At 66.6% G+C, this 21,649-nt stretch carries 18 protein-coding genes, 2 pseudogenes and 1 riboswitch; of the genes and pseudogenes, 6 read left to right on the top strand and 14 right to left on the bottom strand.

Annotated features, from left to right (window positions below; all coding sequences use genetic code 11):
* The first annotated feature begins 70 nt into the window (after window positions 1-70).
* From R5H29_RS11720 to pnuC, 5 genes are all read left to right on the top strand, one after another.
* Window positions 71-2,062 (top strand): peptidoglycan-binding protein, encoded by a 1,992-nt coding sequence (locus R5H29_RS11720; protein ID WP_332329207.1) that lies wholly within the window; start codon window positions 71-73, stop codon window positions 2,060-2,062.
* Between the two features lie 246 nt (window positions 2,063-2,308).
* A complete protein-coding gene (locus R5H29_RS11715; RefSeq protein ID WP_014645533.1) occupies window positions 2,309-2,716 on the top strand; it encodes a glycine zipper 2TM domain-containing protein in 408 nt (135 codons plus the stop codon).
* A 128-nt stretch (window positions 2,717-2,844) separates the two neighbouring features.
* Window positions 2,845-3,969 (top strand): phosphotransferase, encoded by a 1,125-nt coding sequence (locus tag R5H29_RS11710; RefSeq protein WP_332329206.1) that lies wholly within the window; start codon window positions 2,845-2,847, stop codon window positions 3,967-3,969.
* 43 nt (window positions 3,970-4,012) lie between these two features.
* Window positions 4,013-4,108, top strand: a riboswitch (TPP riboswitch).
* A 70-nt stretch (window positions 4,109-4,178) separates the two neighbouring features.
* The gene (locus R5H29_RS11705; RefSeq protein WP_332329205.1) at window positions 4,179-6,368 is read left to right on the top strand and encodes a TonB-dependent siderophore receptor; all 2,190 of its coding nucleotides are present in this window, start codon (window positions 4,179-4,181) and stop codon (window positions 6,366-6,368) included.
* A gap of 8 nt (window positions 6,369-6,376) precedes the next feature.
* Window positions 6,377-6,946 (top strand): nicotinamide riboside transporter PnuC, encoded by a 570-nt coding sequence (pnuC, locus tag R5H29_RS11700; RefSeq protein WP_332329204.1) that lies wholly within the window; start codon window positions 6,377-6,379, stop codon window positions 6,944-6,946.
* A gap of 105 nt (window positions 6,947-7,051) precedes the next feature.
* Here pnuC and R5H29_RS11695 read toward each other — a convergent pair whose 3' ends face one another.
* From R5H29_RS11695 to R5H29_RS11675, 5 genes are all read right to left on the bottom strand, one after another.
* Window positions 7,052-7,471, bottom strand: coding sequence for a hypothetical protein (locus R5H29_RS11695; RefSeq protein WP_164144806.1), 420 nt, complete (start codon window positions 7,469-7,471; stop codon window positions 7,052-7,054).
* Window positions 7,472-7,651: 180 nt separating this feature from the next.
* On the bottom strand, window positions 7,652-8,626 hold the full coding sequence (locus R5H29_RS11690; RefSeq protein WP_332329203.1) for a Dyp-type peroxidase: 975 nt from the start codon (window positions 8,624-8,626) through the stop codon (window positions 7,652-7,654).
* A 122-nt stretch (window positions 8,627-8,748) separates the two neighbouring features.
* A complete protein-coding gene (locus R5H29_RS11685; protein WP_111104914.1) occupies window positions 8,749-9,117 on the bottom strand; it encodes a VOC family protein in 369 nt (122 codons plus the stop codon).
* Between the two features lie 68 nt (window positions 9,118-9,185).
* Window positions 9,186-9,953, bottom strand: a complete 768-nt coding sequence (locus R5H29_RS11680) for a DUF6597 domain-containing transcriptional factor (protein ID WP_332329202.1) — start codon at window positions 9,951-9,953, stop codon at window positions 9,186-9,188.
* A 127-nt stretch (window positions 9,954-10,080) separates the two neighbouring features.
* Window positions 10,081-10,656, bottom strand: coding sequence for an Ax21 family protein (locus tag R5H29_RS11675; RefSeq protein WP_332329201.1), 576 nt, complete (start codon window positions 10,654-10,656; stop codon window positions 10,081-10,083).
* A 630-nt stretch (window positions 10,657-11,286) separates the two neighbouring features.
* Here R5H29_RS11675 and R5H29_RS11670 point away from each other — a divergent pair.
* Window positions 11,287-11,900 (top strand): annotated as a pseudogene (locus R5H29_RS11670) (DUF3363 domain-containing protein); the annotation flags it as partial.
* Window positions 11,901-11,906: 6 nt separating this feature from the next.
* On the opposite strand, the gene R5H29_RS11665 reads toward R5H29_RS11670, so the two are convergent.
* From R5H29_RS11665 to R5H29_RS11625, 9 genes and pseudogenes are all read right to left on the bottom strand, one after another.
* Window positions 11,907-12,173, bottom strand: coding sequence for a glutaredoxin family protein (locus R5H29_RS11665; protein WP_008786730.1), 267 nt, complete (start codon window positions 12,171-12,173; stop codon window positions 11,907-11,909).
* Window positions 12,174-12,183: 10 nt separating this feature from the next.
* Entirely contained in the window at window positions 12,184-12,882 is a 699-nt protein-coding gene (locus tag R5H29_RS11660; protein WP_071228802.1) for a DUF305 domain-containing protein, read from the bottom strand.
* Window positions 12,883-13,106: 224 nt separating this feature from the next.
* Window positions 13,107-14,303: an MFS transporter gene (locus R5H29_RS11655; RefSeq protein WP_049462200.1), complete on the bottom strand. Its 1,197-nt coding sequence runs from the start codon at window positions 14,301-14,303 to the stop codon at window positions 13,107-13,109.
* Window positions 14,304-14,394: 91 nt separating this feature from the next.
* Window positions 14,395-14,601, bottom strand: a complete 207-nt coding sequence (locus R5H29_RS11650; protein WP_239684303.1) for a hypothetical protein — start codon at window positions 14,599-14,601, stop codon at window positions 14,395-14,397.
* 45 nt (window positions 14,602-14,646) lie between these two features.
* A pseudogene (locus R5H29_RS11645) lies at window positions 14,647-14,712 on the bottom strand (MerR family transcriptional regulator); the annotation flags it as partial.
* A gap of 124 nt (window positions 14,713-14,836) precedes the next feature.
* Window positions 14,837-16,342 carry an efflux transporter outer membrane subunit gene (locus tag R5H29_RS11640; protein ID WP_049462201.1) on the bottom strand — a complete coding sequence of 502 codons (1,506 nt, stop codon included), beginning with the start codon at window positions 16,340-16,342 and terminating at the stop codon, window positions 14,837-14,839.
* Window positions 16,343-16,362: 20 nt separating this feature from the next.
* On the bottom strand, window positions 16,363-19,539 hold the full coding sequence (locus R5H29_RS11635) for an efflux RND transporter permease subunit (protein WP_049462202.1): 3,177 nt from the start codon (window positions 19,537-19,539) through the stop codon (window positions 16,363-16,365).
* A complete protein-coding gene (locus R5H29_RS11630) occupies window positions 19,536-20,843 on the bottom strand; it encodes an efflux RND transporter periplasmic adaptor subunit (protein ID WP_049462203.1) in 1,308 nt (435 codons plus the stop codon). The genes R5H29_RS11635 and R5H29_RS11630 overlap by 4 nt, the downstream gene beginning before the upstream one ends.
* A gap of 423 nt (window positions 20,844-21,266) precedes the next feature.
* Complete coding sequence (locus R5H29_RS11625) at window positions 21,267-21,644, bottom strand: helix-turn-helix transcriptional regulator (RefSeq protein ID WP_049462204.1); 378 nt, start codon at window positions 21,642-21,644, stop codon at window positions 21,267-21,269.
* Between the last annotated feature and the right edge of the window lie 5 nt (window positions 21,645-21,649).

Genomic DNA, 21,649 nt, shown 5'->3' with positions numbered 1-21,649 from the left:
TTGACTCACGGATGAGTCCGGTTGGCGATTCGCGGCATGCGCCGCTCCATCAACCCCGAGGAAAAACGTCATGGCACAGCATGACTACAGCAGAAAGGAAGTCCTGGACATCGTCGAGCAGGTCGCCAGGCAGAAGAGCATTCCGGTCGACGACTTCATGCGCTTCGCGTACATCGAGACCGGTGGCACGTTCAACGAGCGCGCCCACAACGCGTCATCCGGCGCCAAGGGCCTGTTCCAGTTCGTGCCCGGGTCCGCACGCCAGTACCACCTGACCGGCCACGAGTTCGACCCCACCCGCAACACCGAAGCGGCCGCGCAGATGTACCAGGACAACCTGGACTCGATGGCACGCCGCAACGAGCGCACCGGCCACCCGTACCTGTCCGGCGGCAGTACGCCGACCGGGCTGGACCTGTACCTGGCCCACCAGCAGGGCAGTGCCGGCTATGGCTCGGTGCAGACCGCCATTGCCACCGGCACCTTCGGCGTGGTCCGCAACAGCCACGGCGACGAGATCAACATGCGCCGCAACGTGCTGAACCAGATCGGGTCGGACGCGAAGGCGCTGACCGGCCACAGCCTGGCCGAAATGCGCGGCATGAACGATGGCGACCTGGCACGGGCCTTCTCCAGCTACTACATCCACAAGTACGCAGCGATCAGCATCCCGGAAAAGAACATCGAACCGCAGGCGGTGGCGCAGGGCCAGGGCCAGGCCCCGGCCGCGCCTGCACAGGCCAGCGCAGCCGTGGCGGCCGGTGCTGCCACGCTGGCGGCAACCGCAACAGCCGCTGCCGCGCCGAAACCGGGCATCGAACTGCAGGCCGCCTACGAGGCCGGCGTGAAGTACGACGATGTGAAGTACGCCATCAACATTCCGGGCCACGCGCTGTACGTACCGGGCAAGACCGGCAAGAACGTGGACCAGGGTTACATCGATTGCTCCGGCTGGGTCGGCACGCTGCAGAACCGGACCATGGACGAGATCAACCAGAAGGCCGGGCATGCGGTGTTCAGCAAGGCCGATCGCATCGACCTGGGCAACCTGGGTTCCGGCGGCATCGTGCGCAAGGCATTCGACCAGTCCGGCGTGCTGCTTGACCGCGACGCGATCCTCAAGCCCGGTGCGCTGAAGGAAGGCATGATCATCGGCCTGGATACGGCCAGGACCCGCCATGAACACTGGAACGGCATCGACCACATCGTCATGGTGGTGCGCGACCCGAACACCGACATGCTGCTGATCAGCCAGTCCACCGGCAGCAAGGGCGTGCACACCATGCCGGTGGAGGACTACCTCAAGCAGGTGAAGGACCACCCGCACTGGAAGCTGTTCGCGTCCGATCCATTGTCCAAGGCCCGTGACCTGCTGGAAAACCGCACCCAATCGCACGAGCAGACCCAGGGCAAGGCCAACGCCGAGCACAAGGCGGCCGCCACGCCGCACGCCGAACTGTACAAGCAGGGCGCACACAGCGAGGGCGTGCGCAAGGTGCAGGAGCAGCTGGGCCACCTGGGCTACGTCGGCGCCGACGGCAAGCCACTGGTCGAGGATGGCCGCTTCGGCCGCAACACCGACGCGGCAGTGCGCCAGCTGCAGAAGGACAACGGCCTGGTCGTCGACGGCATCGTCGGTCCGAAGACGCTGGAAGCGATCAAGGAAGCACGCGAACGGCCCTTGCTGAACGACGAGCGGCACCCACGCAATCCGATGTACCTGCAGGCCACCGAAGGCCTGGAGCGGCTGCCGGCAGGTACCTTCAAGGATCGCCACGCGCTGGAAAGCGCCGCCGCGGCCCTGACCAAGGAGGCGCATGCCGCCGGCCTGCAACGCATCGACACGGTGGTGCCGAGCCCGAACGGTGAGCGCCTGTTCGCCGTGCAGGGCACGATCGGTGACCCGGCGGCCAGCCGCGTGGCGGTGGAGACCCGTGCGGCCAGCGAGCAGAGCATCGCGCTCAGCAGCGGTGCCGTGCAGGGCGCGCCTAACGTGCTGCACCAGCAGCAGGACGCCCAGCAGGAGCAGGCCCGGCAGGCACAGAAGGCGATGGGCGTCTAAGCCCGCAAACGCCTTGGCAGAGAAGGGAGGGCCACGTCCGCGTGGCCTTCTCCCTTTCTGCCAGCTGAGCGGCCGAGGCCGCTTTCAGCCTTGCTTCATGCCGCCTGCCGCTAGATGAATGCGCAAGCCGCACGGTGGACCAGGCAATGTTCCGGCAATGTTGGAACGTCAGCGTGGTCTCCACGGCAGCCGGGGCGCCCGCGCCCTCCCTGCCCAGCGTGGCATGGACCTCACAGGAGAACGAACATGCTCAGTACTTCCACACTCAGCTTCCGTGGTCTGGCGATGGCTCTGGCACTGGTGGCCGGTGTCGCCGTGGTCAGCGATGCCAGCGCGATGTCGAGGAAGGACAAGCGCACCCTGGTCGGCGCCGTGGTCGGTGGCGTGGCCGGCAACCTGCTCTCCAACGGTGATCCTGCCGCCACCGTGGGCGGCGCCGTGGCCGGCGGCGCGATCGGCAACCTGACCACCTCCGACCGCCGCGACCGTCGTTACTACGACAATCGCCGTTACGACGACCGCTACGATCGCCGTTACGACCGTGGCTACTACCGCAGCGGCTACTACGACCGCGGTGACGACCGTCGCTGGCAGCGCGAGCGCTACTACGACAACCGCTACTACCACGACCGCGGCCGCCATCGCGGCTGGTAGGCAGCGCGGCGGCATCACCGCAGCTGATGCACGGACGGGCGGGTCGATGACCCGCCCGTTTGCGTTGGCCGCGTGCATGGCGTTGAATGCGCAGCCTTGGATGTGACTTTCCCCACCGGGGCTGCGGCATGAATTCTTCTTCCCACCGCGTGCAGGGCCTCAACAACGACGAGGTCGCTGCCGACTGGCCACCGATCAGCGCGGCGGACATCGCGTGGCTGCGCCAGCGTTACCCGCAGCTGGGCGAGCACAGCCAACCGCGCTGGCATAGCCCCCGACCGCTGTCGGCCGCCGCCATCGTCGACGGCGTGGACGGCGCGCTGTTCATCAAGCGCCACCACCACAGCGTGCGCAGTGCGGCCTGCCTGGAAGAAGAACACCACTTCATCGCCCATCTCGCCGCCGCCGGCGTGCCGGTAGTACAGGTGCTGCCGGCCACCGATGGCCACACTGCCGTCGAGCATGGCGAATGGACCTTCGAGCTGCATGCGGTTGGCGTCGGTGAGGACCTGTATCGCGACGCGGTGTCGTGGTCGCTGCTGACCGATATCGCGCAGGCCCGTGAAGCCGGACGCGCACTTGCACAGCTGCACCGTGCCGCAGCCAGCTACCACGCGCCCCAGCGCAGCACCCATGTGCTGGTCGCGCGCGACGATCTGATCCGCGCCGACGATCCGATCGCGGCCATCAAGGCAGGGCTGCACGAGCGCCCCGGGCTGGCCCGCTATCTCGCGCGCATTCCGTGGGAAGCGCAGCTGCAGCGTGACGTGTTGCCGTGGCATGCCGGCTTGGCCAATCGCCTGCGCGACGAGCCGCGGCTGTGGGCCCACAACGACTGGCATGTGTCCAACCTGCTGTGGCGCGATGGGCAGATCAGCACCGTGCTGGATTTCGGCCTGGCCTCGCCCACCAGCGCACTGTTCGACCTCGCCACCGCGATCGAGCGCAACGCGGTGGCGTGGCTGGAGCTGGAGCGCGGCATGCAGGCAGTGCGCATCGATATCGCGCTGGCCCTGCTCGACGGCTACCGCCAGGTACTGCCGCTGTCGGCGGCACGCGTGCACCTGCTGGCCGACCTGCTGCCGATGGTCCATTTCGACTTCGCACTGTCCGAAGTGGAGTACTTCGAAGGTGTCACCGGCTCGACCGCGAATGCCGACGTGGCGTGGCGGCCCTTCATGCTGGGGCACCCGGCGTGGTTCCACAGCGCGCCGGGACAGGCATTGCTGCAGGCCCTGCACGCGGCAGCCTGAAGGGCGCCGGCTCGCAAATCCGTACCATTTGTAGTGAAATGGTCACCTGAAGCGGGGGTGCCTGGATCTGCCAGGCTGAGAGAGTCCCTTGGAACCTGATCCGGTTTGCACCGGCGTAGGGAGCTTTGAGCCGCAGCCACACCCCCGTCATGGGCCGGTGCACCTGCGCGCCGTCGCTTCGTCTCCCTTGTTGTCCGAAGACGAATCGAATGAACCGCTGCCTGCACCCCACCCTGCTCTCCCTCGCCCTCTGCGCCGCGCTGCCGCTGCACGCCAGCGAGGCCGAAGCGTCCCCCGATGCGGCTGCCACCGGCGCCGAGCATTCGCCGACCGAACTGGCAGCGGTGCGCGTGCAGGCCGGCAAACCGAAAGCCGATACCTCGCGCGTGAACGCCTTCGGTGGCGGCAGCTGGAAGGACACGCCGGCGTCGGTGAACGTGCTCGAGCGCGACTATCTCGACCGTCGCCAGGTACGTTCGCTGTCCGAGCTGGCCAGCAACGATGCCTCGCTGGGTGATGCGTATGCACCTGTGGGCTACTACCAGAACATCGCCATCCGTGGCTTCGCGCTGGACGCCGCCACCGGCTACCGCTTCAACGGCCTGTCCATCGCCGGCGAACAGCGCCTGGCGCTGGAGAACGTGCAGTCGGTGGAGATCCTCAAGGGTGAAGCCGGCCTGGCCGCAGGCGTGATGGCACCGGGTGGCATCATCAACTACATCGGCAAGCGCCCGGCCGAAGTGCGCACCGCCACGCTCGGCACCGATTCGGAAGGCTCGCGCTACGTCGCCGTCGATGTCGGCCACTGGATCACCCCGCGCTTCGGCCTGCGCCTGAATGCCGCGTGGGATTCCAGCAATTCCTATGTCGAGCACGCCGATGGCCGCCGCAATTTCTACTCGCTCGCGGCCGACTGGCTGATCGGCGAACGCGGCAAGCTGGAGGTGGACGCCAATTACCAGACCAGTTCGCAACGTTCGGTGTCCGGCTACCAGCTGCTGGGCGCGCGTGACCTGCCGCGCGGCGTCGACCGCGAGCACCTGCTCGGCTACCAGCCGTGGCAGCGCCCGGTGGATATTGCCAGCACCAACATCACCGCGCTGCACACCTACGATTTCAACGACGCCTGGCAGTCCCGCGTGTCGGTCGGCCACAGCCGGTCGGTGATCGATGACAACGTCGCCTTCGCCTACGGTTGCTACTACGCCGTGCAATGCGCCGATGGCAGCGTGCCGGGCAACTACTTCGCGCCCAACGGCGACTACGACGTCTACGACTACCGCAGCCCGGACGATACCCGCCGCAACCAGCAGGCCCGTGCCGAGCTGCGTGGCCGTTTCGAGACCGGCAGCGTCGGCCATGAGCTGACCCTCGGCGCCGACTACTTCCGCCGCACCGTGGACAGGCGCCCGAGCGTCAACGAGTACGTCGGCACCACCAACATCCACGAGGCACCGGTGCCGGTGTTCGAGCCGTCGCCGAAGATGCCCGGCCCGTCCGCACGTCGCCTGGACAGCCGCCAGACCGCGTTCTTCGCGCTGGACCGGATGAGCTTCGGCGATGACTGGCAGTGGCTGGCGGGTGGCCGCTTCGTGCGCCTGGACGAGCGTGCCTACGACAAGCGTGGCACCCCACAGCGGCACAGCCGCCTGTCGCGCTTCCTGCCGCAGACCGCCGTGGTGTGGAAGGCCACCGACCAGCTCAATGCCTATGCCAGCTACGTGCGCGGCATTTCGTTGGGCCAGGAAGCGCCGTTCTGGACCAGCAACGCCGACACCTTCCTGCCGTCGGTGCAGTCGCGGCAGCTGGAAGTGGGCGTGAAGTACGTGCCGGTCGAAGCACTGACCCTGGGTGCAGCGGTGTTCCGCATCTCGCAGCCGTACCAGTACGCCAGGCCGGACAACAGCGACGTGGGCTACACCTTCGTCGAGGAAGGCACCCAGACCCACACCGGCCTGGAGCTGACCGCCAACGGCCAGCTGACCGACGCATTGCAGATCGTGGCCAGTGCCAGCGTGCTGCAGGCGCGTGCGCGCGACACCGGCACGCCGGCTTATGAAGGCCATCAGCTGGTGAATGTGCCGAAGGTGCGGGCCAACGTGCATGTGGCCTATGCGCTGCCGTTCGTGCAGGGCCTGGATGTCACTGGCGGCTGGCGTTATGCCGGTGCCAACGTCGCACGTGCCGAAGGCGGCGTGCGCGCACCGGACTACTCGGTGTTCGACGCTGGTCTGCGCTTCCAGCATCGCCTGCACGAGCGTGCGGTGACCTGGAACCTGTCGGTGGACAACGTGTTCAACCGCTTCTACTGGCGCGATACCGGCAGCAGCGGCGGTGACTACTACCTGTTCCCCGGCGCACCGCGACAGGCCCGCCTGTCGGTGACGTTCGCGCTGTGAGCGGCGTGATGCTCGAGTGGACCGCCGCACTGTGCAGCATCCTTGGCGTCTGGCTGATGGCCCGGCGCCGGCTGGTGGCGTGGCCGGTGGGCCTGCTGTCGGTGACGCTGTACGGGCTGGTATTCGCCGAGGCCAAGCTGTACTCGGATACCCTGCTGCAGGTCGCCTTCGGTGGCTTCCTGGTCTACGGCTGGCTCAACTGGCGGCAGCATGCCGCCGATGAGGGCAGCATCCGCATCGTGCCGCTGGCGCGCGGCAAGCTGCTGCGCGACCTGGCCATCGGCCTGTGTGGTGGCGTGGCGCTGGGTGCAGCCATGCACAGCTTCACTGATGCCGCCCTGCCGTGGTTGGACGCGCTGCTGACCGGCCTGAGCCTGGTCGGGCAGTGGTGGCAGGCGCGCCGCCACGTGGCCTGCTGGTGGGTGTGGATCGCGGTGGACGTGGTCTACGTGGGCGCGTACCTGTTCAAGTCGCTGCACGTGACCGCCGCGCTGTACGTGTTCTTCCTCGGCCTGGCCGTGTTCGGCCTGCGCGCATGGAGCACCGCCGCGCGCGAGCCACAGGTGGCAACGCAGTAGAGCCACGCCATGCGTGGCGGGCTACCGGTAGTCGCCAACCCGGGTTGGCGCGCGCCTGCCGACCAAGGTCGGCATCTACCCACCACATCCACGCATGGCGTGGATCTACTTCGGCTCCAGCACCAGCCCCAGCCGCAGCGGCTGGCGCATGTCGGCCGGCGGGGCTGCCTGCAACGGCGCGCCCTGCAGCGTCGCGCGCAGGTCGGCGTCGACCTGGGCATCGCCCAGGCTGTCGAATTCCAGCTTCGAGATGCGGCCATCCGCCGCGATCCACACGCTCACCGGCAGCGGCGTCGGTGCGTCCGGATGTGCCTGCAGCCATTCCAGCACGCGCTGCGCCTGCGGGTCCTGCTCCTGCTGCAGGCGCTGCTGCAGCTGGCCACCGACCGCAGCGGCGTAGGCCATCCAATGCGCAGGGGCTTCCTGCGCGGACACCGCCGCGCTCCCCAGTACCAGCGCACCGAACACCGCGGCCAGCGGCCGCCACCAGCGGCGTGCACCGGTTGTGTTCCTTGCCATCGCCATCGTCCGCCCCTGCGCTCTCATCCAACGGCTGATGGTCGGGGCGGTAGATGACAGGCAGATGGCGGCACAGTAGAGCCACGCCATGCGTGGCTGCTACGGGCAACGTGCGTACCATCCACGCGTGGCGTAGATCTACTGGAACAGAGCGGCCAGTAGCATGCGCAAGGACGAGAGCCGCGATCAGTCGCCCAGATCGGCCAGCACTTTGCGCGAGGGCGCGAAGAAGGTCACGCCGGTGGTGGCGGTGGAGAAATCGAGGATGCGGTCGTGCAGCGGCGCGGGATTGCCGATGAACATGCGCTCGAGCATCTTCTCGATCACCCACAGGCGGCGCGTGTAGCCGATGAAGTAGGTGCCGTACTCGCCACGGCCCGGGTTGGCGAACGGCATGTTGTCGCGCAGGATCTCGTGCTCGCCGTCGGCATCCTCGATGGTGCACAGCGTCTTGTGCGACTTCTGCGCATCGGCCGGCGCATCATCCAGCTCGATGTTGTCGTGCTTGGTGCGGCCGATGATCGCTTCCTGCGCCTCGGTCTTCTGCGCGCGCCAGGCGTTGAGGTTGTGCAGGTACTTCTGCACCACCACGTAGCTGCCGCCGGCATGCTCCGGGTCTTCCTCACCCACGATCGTGGCTTCCGGCAGCGACAGCCCTTCCGGGTTGGCGGTGCCATCGACGAAATCGAGCAGATCGCGGCCATCGAAATAACGGAAGCCAGCCACGTCATCGACCGCTTCCACCGCATCGCCGAAGGCCATCAGCAGGTTGCGCTCGAACGCCACGATCAGGTCCATGGTGCGTGCACGGATGTGGTACAGCAGGTCACCCGGCGTGGACACGGCGGTGTGGGTCGCGCCCTTGATCTCGCGGAACGGCTGCAGCTCACGCGGCGGCGTGGTGCCCACCAGCGGCTTCCACACGCGGTGACCAATGGCCACGTTGCAGGTGAAGGTGCGCTCGATCTCGCGGATGGCGGTGTTCTTGATCAGATCGTCGGTACTGGCCAGCACCTCGCGCGCCTTGGCGATCGACGCCACGTCGTCCTTCACCTTCAGCACCAGGAACGCCGCCGAATGGGTGAGTGGCGCGGTGATCTGCTGCGGCTCGTTGTCGAGCGTGTGGTTGAGGGCGGTGATCTGGGCGGGCTGGGTGTTCACGGTATTCCTGCGGGCTTGAGGCGGGCGCGTCGCGTGTGGCGATGTGCGGGCGATCATAGCGGAACCGCCTGACCGTGGACGGAGCGGTTCTCGTTCCGTCCACCAGCGAAGGTACGAAGACCTCAATCCACATCACTCCAGACCGCCAGCTCGTAGCCATCCAGGTCGCGGAAGTGGAAGCGGCGGCCGCCGGGAAATGCGAACACCGCCCGCACCACCTCGCCACCGGCAGCGACTACGCGCTGCTGCGCGTCGGACAGGTCCGCGCAATACACGATCACCAGCGGCCCTCCGTGGACACGCACCGGCACGTCGGCCACGAAGCCGCCCTTCAGGCGGCCATCGTCGAATTCGGTGTAGGCCGGGCCATAGTCGGTGAAGTGCCAACCGAACACCTCGCCGTAGAAGCGTTTGCTGCGGGCAATGTCGGCGACGTTGAATTCGATGTTGTCGATGCGGCGTTCGGCATCGCGGGATGCGGCGTGGCTCATGGCGTGGCTCCGTGTTGGGAGCCCCAGCTTCAATCAACGTGGCATCGCGGTCTTGAACGAAACGGCCATCATTGGCCCCATTCCAGGCGCAGCTCGCGTGCTGTCATGCTGGCAAGCTCACGTGCCTCGCGGCTGAGATGGGCCTGGTCGGCATAGCCGGCCTCGGCGGCCAGCATCGCCAGGGAGTGCTGCGGCAGCGCGCGGCTGTGGCGCAGAAAACGTTGCAGCCGCAGGATCCGTTCCAGCGTCTTGGCGCCGTAGCCGAACTGCGACTGGCTGAAGCGCCGCAGGCTGCGCGGACTCAGGCTCAGGCGTGCCGCCAGCGTATCCAGCGTGGCGTCACCAATGGCGAGCGCCTGGAACAGGGCATGTGCACGCTGCGCCGGGGTATCGAGCGCGGACGCACCCATATGCTGTTGCAGGCAGTGCGCCATCCGCTGCAGGCGCTGTGCAGGCGCGGTGTCACCAATGGAGGCCGCCGCCTTCCTCGCCCACGCGCCCTTCAGATCGGCCAGTGGCACGGCCTGGCCGATGATCCCGGCCAGGGGCAGGCCCAGCGCGGCCAATGCCTGGCCGGGACGGAAGCGTGCCCCCAGCACCTGCGCACCGGGTGCCAGCGCCGGGTGCGCGGCCACGCGGTCCGGGCCGACCACGAACAACGCACCGTCGCGCCAGAGGATATCCACGCAACCATCGGGCAGTACGGTGATGTGCCCATCGGCATCGTCAGGAAGCTGGCTCTGCCACAGCTGACCAAAGTGGCCGCGCAGCGGCGCAGGCGCCGGATGCTCCTGGTAGGCCGTGCCAGTACCTGCGAGGGGGGAAGAGTCGCCCATGCCGCATTGTCGCGCTACAGGGCCCATAAAAGTGAAGCCCGGCGCGAGGCCGGGCTTCGGTTGGCGTGTGGGAGAGAGAGAGAGAGAGTCACACGCCAGCACAACACGCACTAACGACAGGCGTTTGTTACCAGGCGAAGCGCGGGCCCACGAACCACTCGCGGTCGCCGGCCTTGGCCAGCTTCACTTCGCCGCTCAGGCCCCAGTTCTGGTTGAACTTGGCGGTGGCGCCGACACGGCCGTAGAACTCGCCGTCCGGGTTGTAACCGTGCTTCTTGCTGAAATCTTCGTAGCCGGCCATCACGTAGCCTTCCACGTACGGGTTGAACGCGGTGCGCACGCCCACTTCGGTGGAGTAACCGTTGAAGTCCAGGCCGCGCTTCTCGTCGTACTTCTGGTACGCAACACGGGCCACCAGGTCGGTGTTCGGTGCGATGCCGTAGTTGTAGCCGACACCCAGGCGCCACTGGTCGACGTCATTCTTGAACTTGTCGGTTTCCTGGGCGCTGTAGTCGCCAAAGACGTGGAAGTTCGGGTGCACCGCAACGGAACCCTTCACCTTCCAGCCATCGGCGTCGCCGCCCTTGGCATCGGTGTTCACGTAGCCGCCTTCAACGTAGTTGTACGACAGGCCATCGGTTGCCGATGCAGCGAACGGCAGGGCAGCCAGAAGACCCAGGGCAAGCAGCGAATTCTTGTTCATCGGGACACACCTTTAATTATTTTGGTTTCGTCGGCCGCCTCCCGGGAGGGGGAGAGAGAGGAGGCGATCGACAGGTGTGAATTATCCGTTAGGGGGTCTAATCAACCCTGAATATTGAACTGACTGGTATATAAATATGGGCGACGTTCAGGGAACTCCGCATGCCGCACACATAGACGGGCAACCATAGGTTTGCGTTTTGGCTGAACCTATGGTTGCGCAAGGGCTGAGAACCTATGGTTGCAGTGACTTAGGGGCAGAGCTGACGTCCGCGGCTGATTGGCCCTCGCCAACAGCCCAGGAGGCAAGCGCCGCCGTGACATCGGTCCAACCTTGTCGGTCCTTAACAAGTAAGGAGCCCCTTTAGGTGCCCTACGAGGGTTCGCGGGGAGTCGGACGAAGCATGCGGTTGGCCTTAGCGACTCAGGACTAGTAGTGGTCGACATCGCTAGAGTCTCGTCCGCTACGGGCCGTACGCTGACGCGCCTCGCTCCTCTTGAAGTTCACGGCTGCTTCATGCCAGAAGCTGACATCGCTAGGCTACCTCCGACGCTTCTCAGAGGCCTTAATATCAAGCCCGCCTTAACGCTGCATGCGGCTAAGACCGGCGGCACTCCATCTACTAAATGGGCCCTGCGTCGGGCCGGCATTGTGGAGCGCGTTGCCGAAGGGCTATGGAAGGTGCCGGACGACCTGGCCGAGCGTGGCCGCCAGTACGACGCGCAGCGCCTGGGCGGCGTGGCCGTGGAGCTGAAATCGCACTTGCCCATCGAGCGGCAGGCCCGCGTGATCGGGGCCACGTGGCTCGACCAGCAGTTGATCGGCGGCGGCTCGGGCCTGGGCGACCTAGGCTTTGGTGGCGAGGCCAGGCCATGCAACAGCGCGCCGACTTCCTGGCCGAACAGGCGCTGGCCGAGCGGCGCGGGCAGCGCGTGATCCTGGCGCGCAACCTGCTGGGCACGCTGCGCAACCGGGAACTGGCACAGGCCGCGAAGGACATTGCCGCTGAAACCGGCCTGGAGCATCGCCCGGTGGCCGACGGGCAGCGTGTGGCTGGCATCTACCGGCGCAGCGTCATGCTCGCCAGCGGGCGCTACGCGATGCTGGACGACGGCATGGGATTCAGGTTGGTGCCGTGGCGGCCGATGATCGAGCAGCGGCTGGGGCAGCATATCGCCGCCGTGGTGCGCGGTGGCGGCGTATCTTGGGAGCTTGGACGGCAGCGCGGGCCAAGTATTTCTTGAGACCCTTCATCTACTTGTCGAACGGCCGAGCGCCTTCATCAGCCCCGGCTTCTGGCTCGCAAAGGTGCCATAGAAGACCTCATTACCGATGAGCGTGATCGGAGCCACGCGCACGCCGGTTCGTGACTTGGCTTCCGCAGAAATCTTCGGGTCGGTCAGGTCGCGTTCTTCAAACACGATGCTCTGCTGGGACAGCCACTCCTTCAGCACCCGGCAGTCCGGGCAGGCTGGAGTGCTATAGATGATGATGCGCGGGGTGCTGGCTTGGTTCATGGTCGTGCCTTCACTTTCCCCGAGCGGCAAGCCAGCTCTTCATCATGGCGATCTCTCCTTCCTGCGCAGAGATAACCTCCTGAGCCAACTCGCGGACCTCCGGGTCCTTGCCGTACTGCAACGCCACCTTGGCCATGTCGATCGCGCCCTGGTGATGCGGGATCATGCCGCGCATAAAGTCCACATCGGCATCGCCGCTGAAGTCAATCATCATGTCGGCGTGCATGCGGTCATTGCCGGCACGGTAGGCGGTCGTCGAGGCGTCGCCCGAGCTGCCGGTCCCCGCCTGTTGGCCGCGTTCTCCAAGCCACTTATTCATCATGGCGATCTCGCCTTCCTGCGCAGAGATAACCTCCTCGGCCAACTTGCGGACCTCCGGGTCCTTGCCGTACTGCAACGCCACCTTGGCCATGTCGATCGCGCCCTGGTGGTGCGGGATCATGCCGCGCATGAAATCGACGTCGGCGTTTCCAGTGAACTGCGCTCCCATCCCCGCGTGCATCTGGTCGTTCACGGCGCGATACGCGGTCGTGGAAGGACTGTCATTGGCCGAGGCGCTGGAGGGCATCGCGTGCCCATGGTGACCTCCGCTCGCATTGGCCTGCATCACTTCACCCGACGGGACCACCTTCTTCTGAACGGCCCTCAGGCCGATGGCGACCACGACGGCGCCCGCAATGAACAACAGGCTGAACTTGTTGACTCTCATGAAAAACTCCTTGAATGAGGTTGATGGAGTCACTGTAGGGCCTCCCATTGTTGGAAGGTCAAGGCCCTCATTTCGCCGTTGATGCCGATGAAAACCCTCGGCGCAAGATCCAGTCCTTCACTTCCGCCGCCTACGACAACGCGCTGTCGAAGCTGCAGCGGTGGAGGCAGGTGATGTAGCGCCTGAGGTGACCGCTAGATGGAACACCTTCCGCATCGGCCCGATCAGCCCGGACCTAGCCGCACCGGCTTTCGCGCGGTCTGCCACAGCAGCGGCACCAAGATCAGCGCCAGGGCCGGGAAGATCATCCAGTTGACCGCCTGCCAGCCCGAGTTGTGCAGGATCGATCCCGCGAGGAACGACACGGCTGCCGTGGCGGCGAAGACGAAGAAATCGTTCATGCCCTGCGCCTTGCTGCGCTCGGCCGGGGTGTGGCAATCGGTGACCATCGCCGTCGCGCCAATGAAGCTGAAGTTCCAGCCGATGCCCAGCAGCGCCAGCGAGCCCCAGAAGTGGGACAGGCCGAGCCCGCCCAGGGCCACCACCCCGGAGGCGGCGAGCAGCACCATGCCCACGGCGGTCACGCGCTCCTTGCCGTAGCGCACCATCAGCCGCCCAGTGAAGAAGCTCGGCCCGAACATCGCCAGCAGGTGCCACTGGATTCCCAGGGCGGCGTTGTCCACCGAATGCCCGTGGTTGACCATCGCCACCGGCGCGGCGGTCATCACGAACGCCATCACCCCATAGGACACCACGCCTGCGGCCACGGCCAGCGCGTAGCGCGGCATCGCCAGGAGCTGCAGCACCGTGCGGCCGCTGTCGGCGGCGGCTTCGGCCGGGGTCTGGCGCGGCGTGCGCAGCATCAGCAAGATCGGCAGGGCGATCAGCGGCAGCAGCGCCTGGCTGAGGAAGCTGCCGACGTAGGGCGTGCCCGCTACCGCGTCGCGCGTGAAGATCACCAACTGCGGCCCGATGATGGCACCCGCGAGAGCCCCCACCATCACCCAGGAAATCGCCTTGGCCTTGAGCGCGTCCTCGGCGGTGTCGGCGGCTGCGAAGCGGTAGCTCTGCACATACGCGCCGTAGAAGCCCGCCAGGAAGGTGCCGGCGCAGAAGATCCAAAACGAGGCCAGCATGATGCCCAGCGCGGCGATCAGGCCCGAGGCCACGCCGAAGCCGACCCCGACCACGTATCCGTTGCGGCGGCCATGGCGCCGCATGATGAACGCCGCAGGCAAGGTGCCGATGGCAAGACCCAGGCCGAACAGGCTCACAGGCAAGGTGATCGAGGCCGAGTCCTTGGCAAGCTGCTGGCCGACCAGCCCGCCCAGCGACATCACGATGGGCGCGCTGGCGCCACCGAGCGCCTGCGCGGCGGTGAGAACGCCGATGTTTCGGCGCGTGATGCTCTGGTCGGTCATGGGCGGTCCTTCTTGTTCGTTTGTCTGGCCGGAATTATTACACACATGAATATATGTTCAGTTATTAGACCATGATTCGGCCATACGATGCTCATGAACCGCCGCAGCCTGGTCGCTCCTCGCAAATCTCCCGAGCGGCAGAAGAAACAGCCTGCCGTTCCAATGCGAGCAGGTGCTCTTTCACCCGGGTCAGTTGCGCCATGCGTTCCTCGACACAGGCGAGATGGTCCCGGACAGCCTGCGTCAGCAGCTCGGGTTCCGGGGACTCGCGATGCGTCCAGCCCAGCAAGTTGCGCATGTCATCCAGGCCGATGCCCGACGCGCGGTAGTTGCGAATCAGGTAAAGCCGCTCGACATGGGCCGGGCCATAGCGCCGGTAGTTGTTGCGGGACCGCTCGGGAGCGGGCAGCAGGCCCTCCCGTTCGTAGAACCTGATGTTCTCAGGGGCGTGCCGGTCAAGCGCGCGAGTTCACCAATCCTCATCCAGCTCTCCGCGCGCAGCGATGGGGGACGCCACCGCTGCGCGCCGGCCCTCATCCCGGCGACCGGGCGGGCTGCTGCGCCGTGGCGCCCGATTGCACCGTGTGCTCAGTCCAGCCGCCGCCCAGCGCCTTGTACAGATGGATGAGGTTGTTCAGCCGCGTCAGGCGCGTGCGCACCAGGGTCTGCTGCGTGCCGTAATGCGTGCGCTGCGCGTCGAGTACAGTGAGGTTGTTGTCCACGCCCTCCTGGAAGCGCTGCTCGGCCAGCTCGTAGGCCTTCTGGCTGGCCGCCACCAGGAGCTGCTCCGCGCGGATCTGCTCATCGAGCGTGCGCTTGCCCGCCAGGCCGTCGGCCACCTCGGCGAAGGCCGCCTGGATGGACTTCTCGTAGTTGGCGATCTCGATGCGCTTCTGTACGTGCGCCACGTCCAGGTTGGCGCGCAGCGCGCCGCCGCGGAAGATGGGCAGCGTGATCTGCGGCAGGAAGCTCCAGGCCCGCGAGCCCGAATCGAACAGGCCGTCCAGCGAAGCGCTGGCCGTGCCCGCCGAGCCCGTGAGGCTGATCATCGGGAAGAACGCGGCCCGCGCCGCGCCGATGTTGGCGTTGGCGCCGATCAGCATCTGCTCGGCGGCGCGGATGTCCGGCCGGCGCGCGAGCAGTTCGGACGGCAGGCCGCTCGGCAGGCCGGTCGGCACGATGTCGTCCGGCAGCGCCATGGCCTCGTCAAGCTGCCGGGACAGCTCCGGCGTCAGCGGCTGGCCCAACAGCAGCACCAGCGCGTTGCGGTCCTTGGCCGCCTGCCGCGTGTAGGCGGCATGGTTGGCCTCGGCGGTGCGCAGCGCGATCTCTGCGCGGCGCAGGTCGAGCTGCGTGGAGTTGCCCACTTCCACCAGTTGGGTGGTCAGCCCGTAGGAGCGCTTCTGCGTGGCGAGGGTGTCGCTCGTCAGGCGCAGCAGTTCCTGGTCGGCACGCAGCGTGAGGTAGGCGCTGGCCACCTCGGACACCAGGCTCATCTGCGTGGCGATGCGGGTCTCGTCGAGGGCCAGGTAGGACGCCAGCGCCCGGTCGCTGAGGCTGCGGACGCGGCCCCACAGGTCCAGTTCCCAGGCGGCCGTCACCCCGGCCACGTCGTAGCGCCGGAGCACGTCGCTTTGCCCCGTGGTGCTGAGGTCGGCCGGTGCGCGCTCTGACGCGCCGCGGGCGGAAACGCCCAGGTTCGGCAGCATCTCGGCACGCTGGATACGGTACAGCGCCTGAGCCGCCTCCACGTTGAGCGCGGCCTTGCGCATGTCGCGGTTGTTCTCCAGTGAAATGCCGATCAACTGCTGCAGCAGCGGGTCGCGGAAGAAGTCCCGCCAGCCGATCTCGGCCGTGATCGCGTCGTCGGGCGTCGCGGCCGCCGGTTCCACATAGGCCGCGCCCGAGGGATAAGCCGTGTCGATCGGCGATGCGGGCCGGTCATACTTCGGTGCCATGGAGCAGCCAGTCAACGCCGTCGCGAGGGCGAGCGGCGCCAGCGTCCTGGCGGGTCGTGTGAATGCGAAAGATGTTTTCATGTCGTATGTCCTCCTGGCCGTCATGCGTGCTGGTCGGTCATGCCGACACGGGCATGGCGCGCTTCGCGGCGCAGCGCCAGCTTGCGCACCACGACGTAGAACACCGGCGTCAGCACCAGGCCGAATACCGTCACGCCCAGCATGCCGGCGAACACCGCGATGCCCATGGCGTGGCGCATCTCGGCGCCCGCACTGCTGGCCAGCACCAGCGGCACCACGCCAGCGATGAAGGCGAACGACGTCATCAGGATCGGGCGCAGCCGCAAGCGCGCGGCTTCAAGCACGGCTGCCAGCGGATCGGCCCCTTCGCTTTCCTTCGCGCGGGCGAACTCCACGATCAGGATCGCGTTCTTGGCGGCCAGGCCGACCAGCACCACGAAACCGATCTGCGTGAAGATGTTGTTGTCCCCCCCAGAGAGCCAGACGCCGGCGATCGCCGAGAGCAGCGCCATGGGTGCAATCAGCAGCACAGCGAACGGCAGCGACCAACTGTTGTACTGGGCCGCCAGGAACAGGAAGGCGAGCAGCACCGCCAGCGCGAAGATATAGATAGCAGTATTGCCAACTCGCTTTTCCTGGAAAGTCAGGTCCGTCCATTCGTAGGTCATACCGTCCGGCAGCGATTCGCTCACGATCTTCTCAATCGCGGCGGTGGCCTGGCCGGATGAGTAGCCCGGCGCTGGCCCGCCGCTGATGTCGGCCGAGGGGAAGCCGTTGTAATGCATCACCCGGTCGGGGCCGGAACTGCGCTCGATGGTCGCGATCGCGCTCAGCGGGATCATGTCGCCCGCTGCATTGCGCACCTTGAGCATGCCTATGTCCTCAGCCTGCATGCGGAACTGCGCATCGGCTTGGGCCATTACCCGGTAGGTGCGACCGAAGCGGTTGAAGTCGTTGACGTAGAGCGAGCCAAGGTTGACCTGCAGGGTGTCGAACACCTCGGTCAGCGACACGCCCTGCGACTTGGCCTTCACCCGGTCGATGTCCACCTGCAACTGCGGCGCATTGGTCTGGAAGCTGGCGAGCATGTTCGCCAGCTCGGGCGCCTGCATGGCCTTGCCCATGATCTGGCCCTGTGCTTGTGCAAGCGCCTCGGGACCCAGGCCCGCCCGGTCCTCGATCTGCAGCTTAAAGCCGCCCATAGAACCCAGGCCCGGCACCGGCGGCGGCGGGAAGATGCCGACGAAGCCGTCCGGGATCTGGCTGAACTTGCCCATGAGCTTGCCCTGGATGGCGAAGGCCGACAGCGACGGGTCCTTGCGCTCATCGAAGGGCTTGAGCATGGCGAACATCAGCGCGGTGTTCGGCTGGTTCACCGGTCCATTGACCGACAGGCCCGGGAAGGCCACCACGCTCTCGACGCCCGGCTCAGCCAGTGCGATCTTGGTCATCTCCTTGACGACCGCCTCGGTGCGATCCAGCGAGGCGCCGGTCGGAAGCTGGGCGATGCCCACGAGGTAGTACTTGTCCTGGGCGGGCACGAAGCCCGCAGGCACCTTGTGGAAGCCCAGCCAGGTCAGGCTCAGGAAGCCGACGTAGAGCAGCAGCACGATGGCGCTGCCGCGCACCGCGCGGCGCACGCCCCCGACGTAGGAATTCGAGGCGCGGTCGAAGAAGCTGTTGAAGCGGCGGAAGAAGCCGCCGAACACGCCATCGATGATGCGCGTGACGCGATCGGGCTTGGTCGCGCCGTGGTGCGGCTTGAGCAGGATGGCGGCCAGCGCTGGCGACAGCGTAAGCGAGTTGATCGCCGACAGGATGGTCGAGAACGCGATGGTTAGCGCGAATTGGCGATAGAACTCGCCCTGCAGCCCCGACAGGAACGCCGAGGGGATGAAGACCGCTGCCAGCACCGAGGTGATGGCCAGGATCGGGCCAGTCACTTCATCCATCGCCTTGCGCGCCGCGTCCTTGGGTGATTCGCCCAGCGCTATGTGGCGCTCCACGTTCTCCACCACCACGATGGCGTCATCCACCACGATGCCGATGGACAGCACCAGTCCGAACAGCGACAGTGTGTTCAGCGAGAAACCGAACATGTGCATCACCGCGAACGTGCCGACCAGCGAGACCGGCACGGCGATCAGCGGGATGATCGACGCGCGCCAGGATTGCAGGAACAGCACCACCACGATCACCACCAGGAAGATGGCCTCCAGCAGCGTGACGGCGACGGACTGGAGCGAGGCGCGCACGAAGACCGTGGGGTCGTAGGCGACGCTATACTCAATGCCGTCGGGGAACTTGGCTTGAAGTCGGTCCATTGCCGCGCGCACCGCGCTAGACACATCCAGCGCGTTCGCGCCCGGGCTCTGGATGATCTGTATCCCCACCGCCGGCTCGCCATTGAGCAGGCTGCGCAAAGAGTAGGAATCGGCCCCCATCGAGATGCGGGCGACATCCCGCAGGCGAGTTACCTGGCCGTCGGCGCCCGTCTTCACGACGATCTCGCCGAATTGCTCCTCGCTCGACAGTCGGCCCAGAGTGTTGACCGTGACCTGGAACGCCGCCGAGGCATCCGGCTGCTGACCAACCGAACCAGCGGCAACCTGTATGTTCTGCTCGCGGATGGCGGCAACCACGTCGCTCGCGATCAGCCCACGAGCAGCGACCTTGGCGGGTTCGAGCCAGACCCGCATCGAATACTCCCCGGCGCCCCAGACTAGGACATCGCCGACGCCTGGCGTACGAGCCAGCTCATCCTTCACATGAAGTGTGGCGTAGTTGGAGACGTACAGCGGATCATATCGACCTCCAGGCGAAAGCAAATGCACCACCATGAGAACGTCCGGCGACGTTTTCTCGGTGACAACACCGATGCGCTGAACTTCAGGCGGTAGGCGCGGCAACGCCCGCGAGACCCGGTTTTGCACCTGGATCTGCGCAATGTCGGCGTTGATATGCTGCTCGAAGGAGACGGTGAGCACCATTTTCCCGTCGGTGGACATCTGAGACTGCATGTACATCATGCCTTCTACGCCGTTGATCGCCTGCTCCAGCGGTGATGCCACGGTATCGGCGATCACTTGCGGGTTGGCACCGGGATAGCTAGCGGTGACCTGCACCGTGGGAGGCGTGACCTGCGGGTATTCGCTCAGCGGCAGCTGGAAGTAGCTGATCGCGCCCGCGATCAGCATCAGCAGCGACAGGACGATGGCGAAGACCGGCCGGTTGATGAAGAAGCGGGGGAAATTCATTTGCGGGCCTCCGCCGAGCCGGCCGCGCCGTCAGCCTTGGCGGGGTCCGCGCCGCCGGCCTTGGCAGGCGCCGCAGCGGGAGCCGGAGCGTTTGCCGCAGCCTTGGTCGCGCCGGCCGCGCCTGCGGCCGGTGCCGCGGGCGCCTGCATGGGCACCATGCGCGGCGTGACCGCCATGCCGGGGCGCACGAGGCCCTTGATGATGATCTTCTCACCGGCCTGCAGGCCGCCGTTGATGACGCGCAGCCCGTCCACCACCGGCCCCAGTTCGATGGGCCGGTACTGGGCCTGGTTGTTCTCGCCCACAACCAGCACGTAGTTGCGCCCTTGGTCGGTGCCCACGGCCTGATCGTCGATCAGGACGGCCTCGCGCGCCGCGCCGGTGGACAGCTTGGCCCGGACGAACATGCCGGGTGCCATGCGCCCATCCGGATTGGGCACAACGGCGCGCACGCGGATCGTGCCGGTGCTTCGGTCAATGGTGTTGCCCACGAAGTCGAGCGCGCCCCTGTGCGGGAAACCCTTGTCCGTGGTCAGCCCGACCTGCACGGGCAGCGAGGCCTTGCCGCCGGCGTCCGCAGCGGGCCGCGAGCGGCTCACGACGTTGAGGTACGTGGCTTCGTCGATGTCGAAGTACACGTGCAGCGGGTCGATGGACACGACCGTGGTCAGCAGCGTGGCCGCGCCGGCGACACCGCCGCTGACCAGGTTGCCCTCGGTCACGAGCACGCGGTCAACGCGCCCGGCGATGGGCGCCGTGACGCGGGCGTAGGACAGATCCAGCCGCGCCGCAGCGACGGCGGCCTTGGCCGCTTGCACCTGGGCCTGGCGCGCACTGCGCGCGGAGACGGCATCGTCGTAGGTCTTGCGCGCGACAGCGCCGGTCGCCACCAGGCGCTCGGCGCGGTCGAAGTCGGCCTGGGCCTGACTGGCCAGCACCTCGGCCTGTTGCAGTTGCGCCGCAGCCGTGTCGAGCGAGACCTGGAACGGCCGGGGGTCGATCTGGAACAGCAGTTGTCCCTTGCGCACCAGTCTGCCCTCGGGGACGCTCACAGCATCGACGGCGCCGCCGACCCGCGAGCGCAGCTCGACGGTCTTGGGCGCGGCCAGGAAGCCGGTGTACTCGGCCGATGGCGCGACCGTGCGGGTGATGACCTCGGCCACGGGCACCTGCGGCGCCATCGGCGCGTCCGCCGGGGGTGCCGCGGCCTTGCTCTCGTCCTTGGCGTCGCGGGCGGCAATCGCTATGCCCCCGACGGCTGCGATGAGGCCTGCCACCACAACGATTCTGATTTTTTTACGCATGGAAGTGCCCCTTTCTTGGATGCAGGACTCCGGCCCTTCCGAAGCGCTCTGCAGAAATTTGTGTGGAGGCTGGGCGTTACAACGAAGGCAAGGTCAAGCCCTTTGGGTTGCCCTAGCGGGCAGGCTGCATGGACAAGGTGGTGGGGAACCCCGCGTCGTCGCCGTGGCCACTCCGACATCCAGCTCACGAATGCCGTTATGCGGTTGAACCGGTCGGTCTTGTGGGTGATTGCGAGCGCGGGAGGCTCAGGCGTCCAAGCTGCCGCCGCCCATTGCTGTGCCTGCGCGGCATCCCGGCGCCCAGGCAGGGCCCGCGATTTAGGCTGTTGCGCCCAGGCCGCATCGAGGACGTCCTTGAGGCTAACCGGCGGCGTGGGTACCGGCGCCTCGCAACCTGCCATTCGCCTGGGTGCTTGGGCCTGGTCAGTCGTCGGCTTTGTCCTCGGAAATGTGGACCGCCATGTCCTGCAGCACCTGGCTGACGTGCTGGTCCGCGATGCTGTAGAAGATGTGCTTGGCTTGGCGTTCGCCGCGCACGAGGCGCGCTCCGCGCAGCAGCCGCAGGTGATGGCTGACCAGAGACTGCGACAGGTCGAGCGCTTCGGCGATGTCCCCCACGGCGACCGAGCCATGCATGCACTGCAGCAGGATCTTCAATCGCGATTGGTCGCCCAGCAGGCGGAAGGTCTCGGCCAGAACAGCGACGTCACTTTGCGACATTGCGAGGGCATCGGTCGCCGCGTCGTGGCTGGTGGTCGAGCATTGCGAGGTGTCGGCGCTGGTGGTTTCGCGGGACGTCATGGATG

The sequence above is a fragment of the Stenotrophomonas sp. A3_2 genome (assembly GCF_036624925.1).
In the GTDB taxonomy this organism is placed as follows: domain Bacteria; phylum Pseudomonadota; class Gammaproteobacteria; order Xanthomonadales; family Xanthomonadaceae; genus Stenotrophomonas; species Stenotrophomonas hibiscicola.
This window is presented reverse-complemented; position numbering and strand designations above follow the sequence as displayed.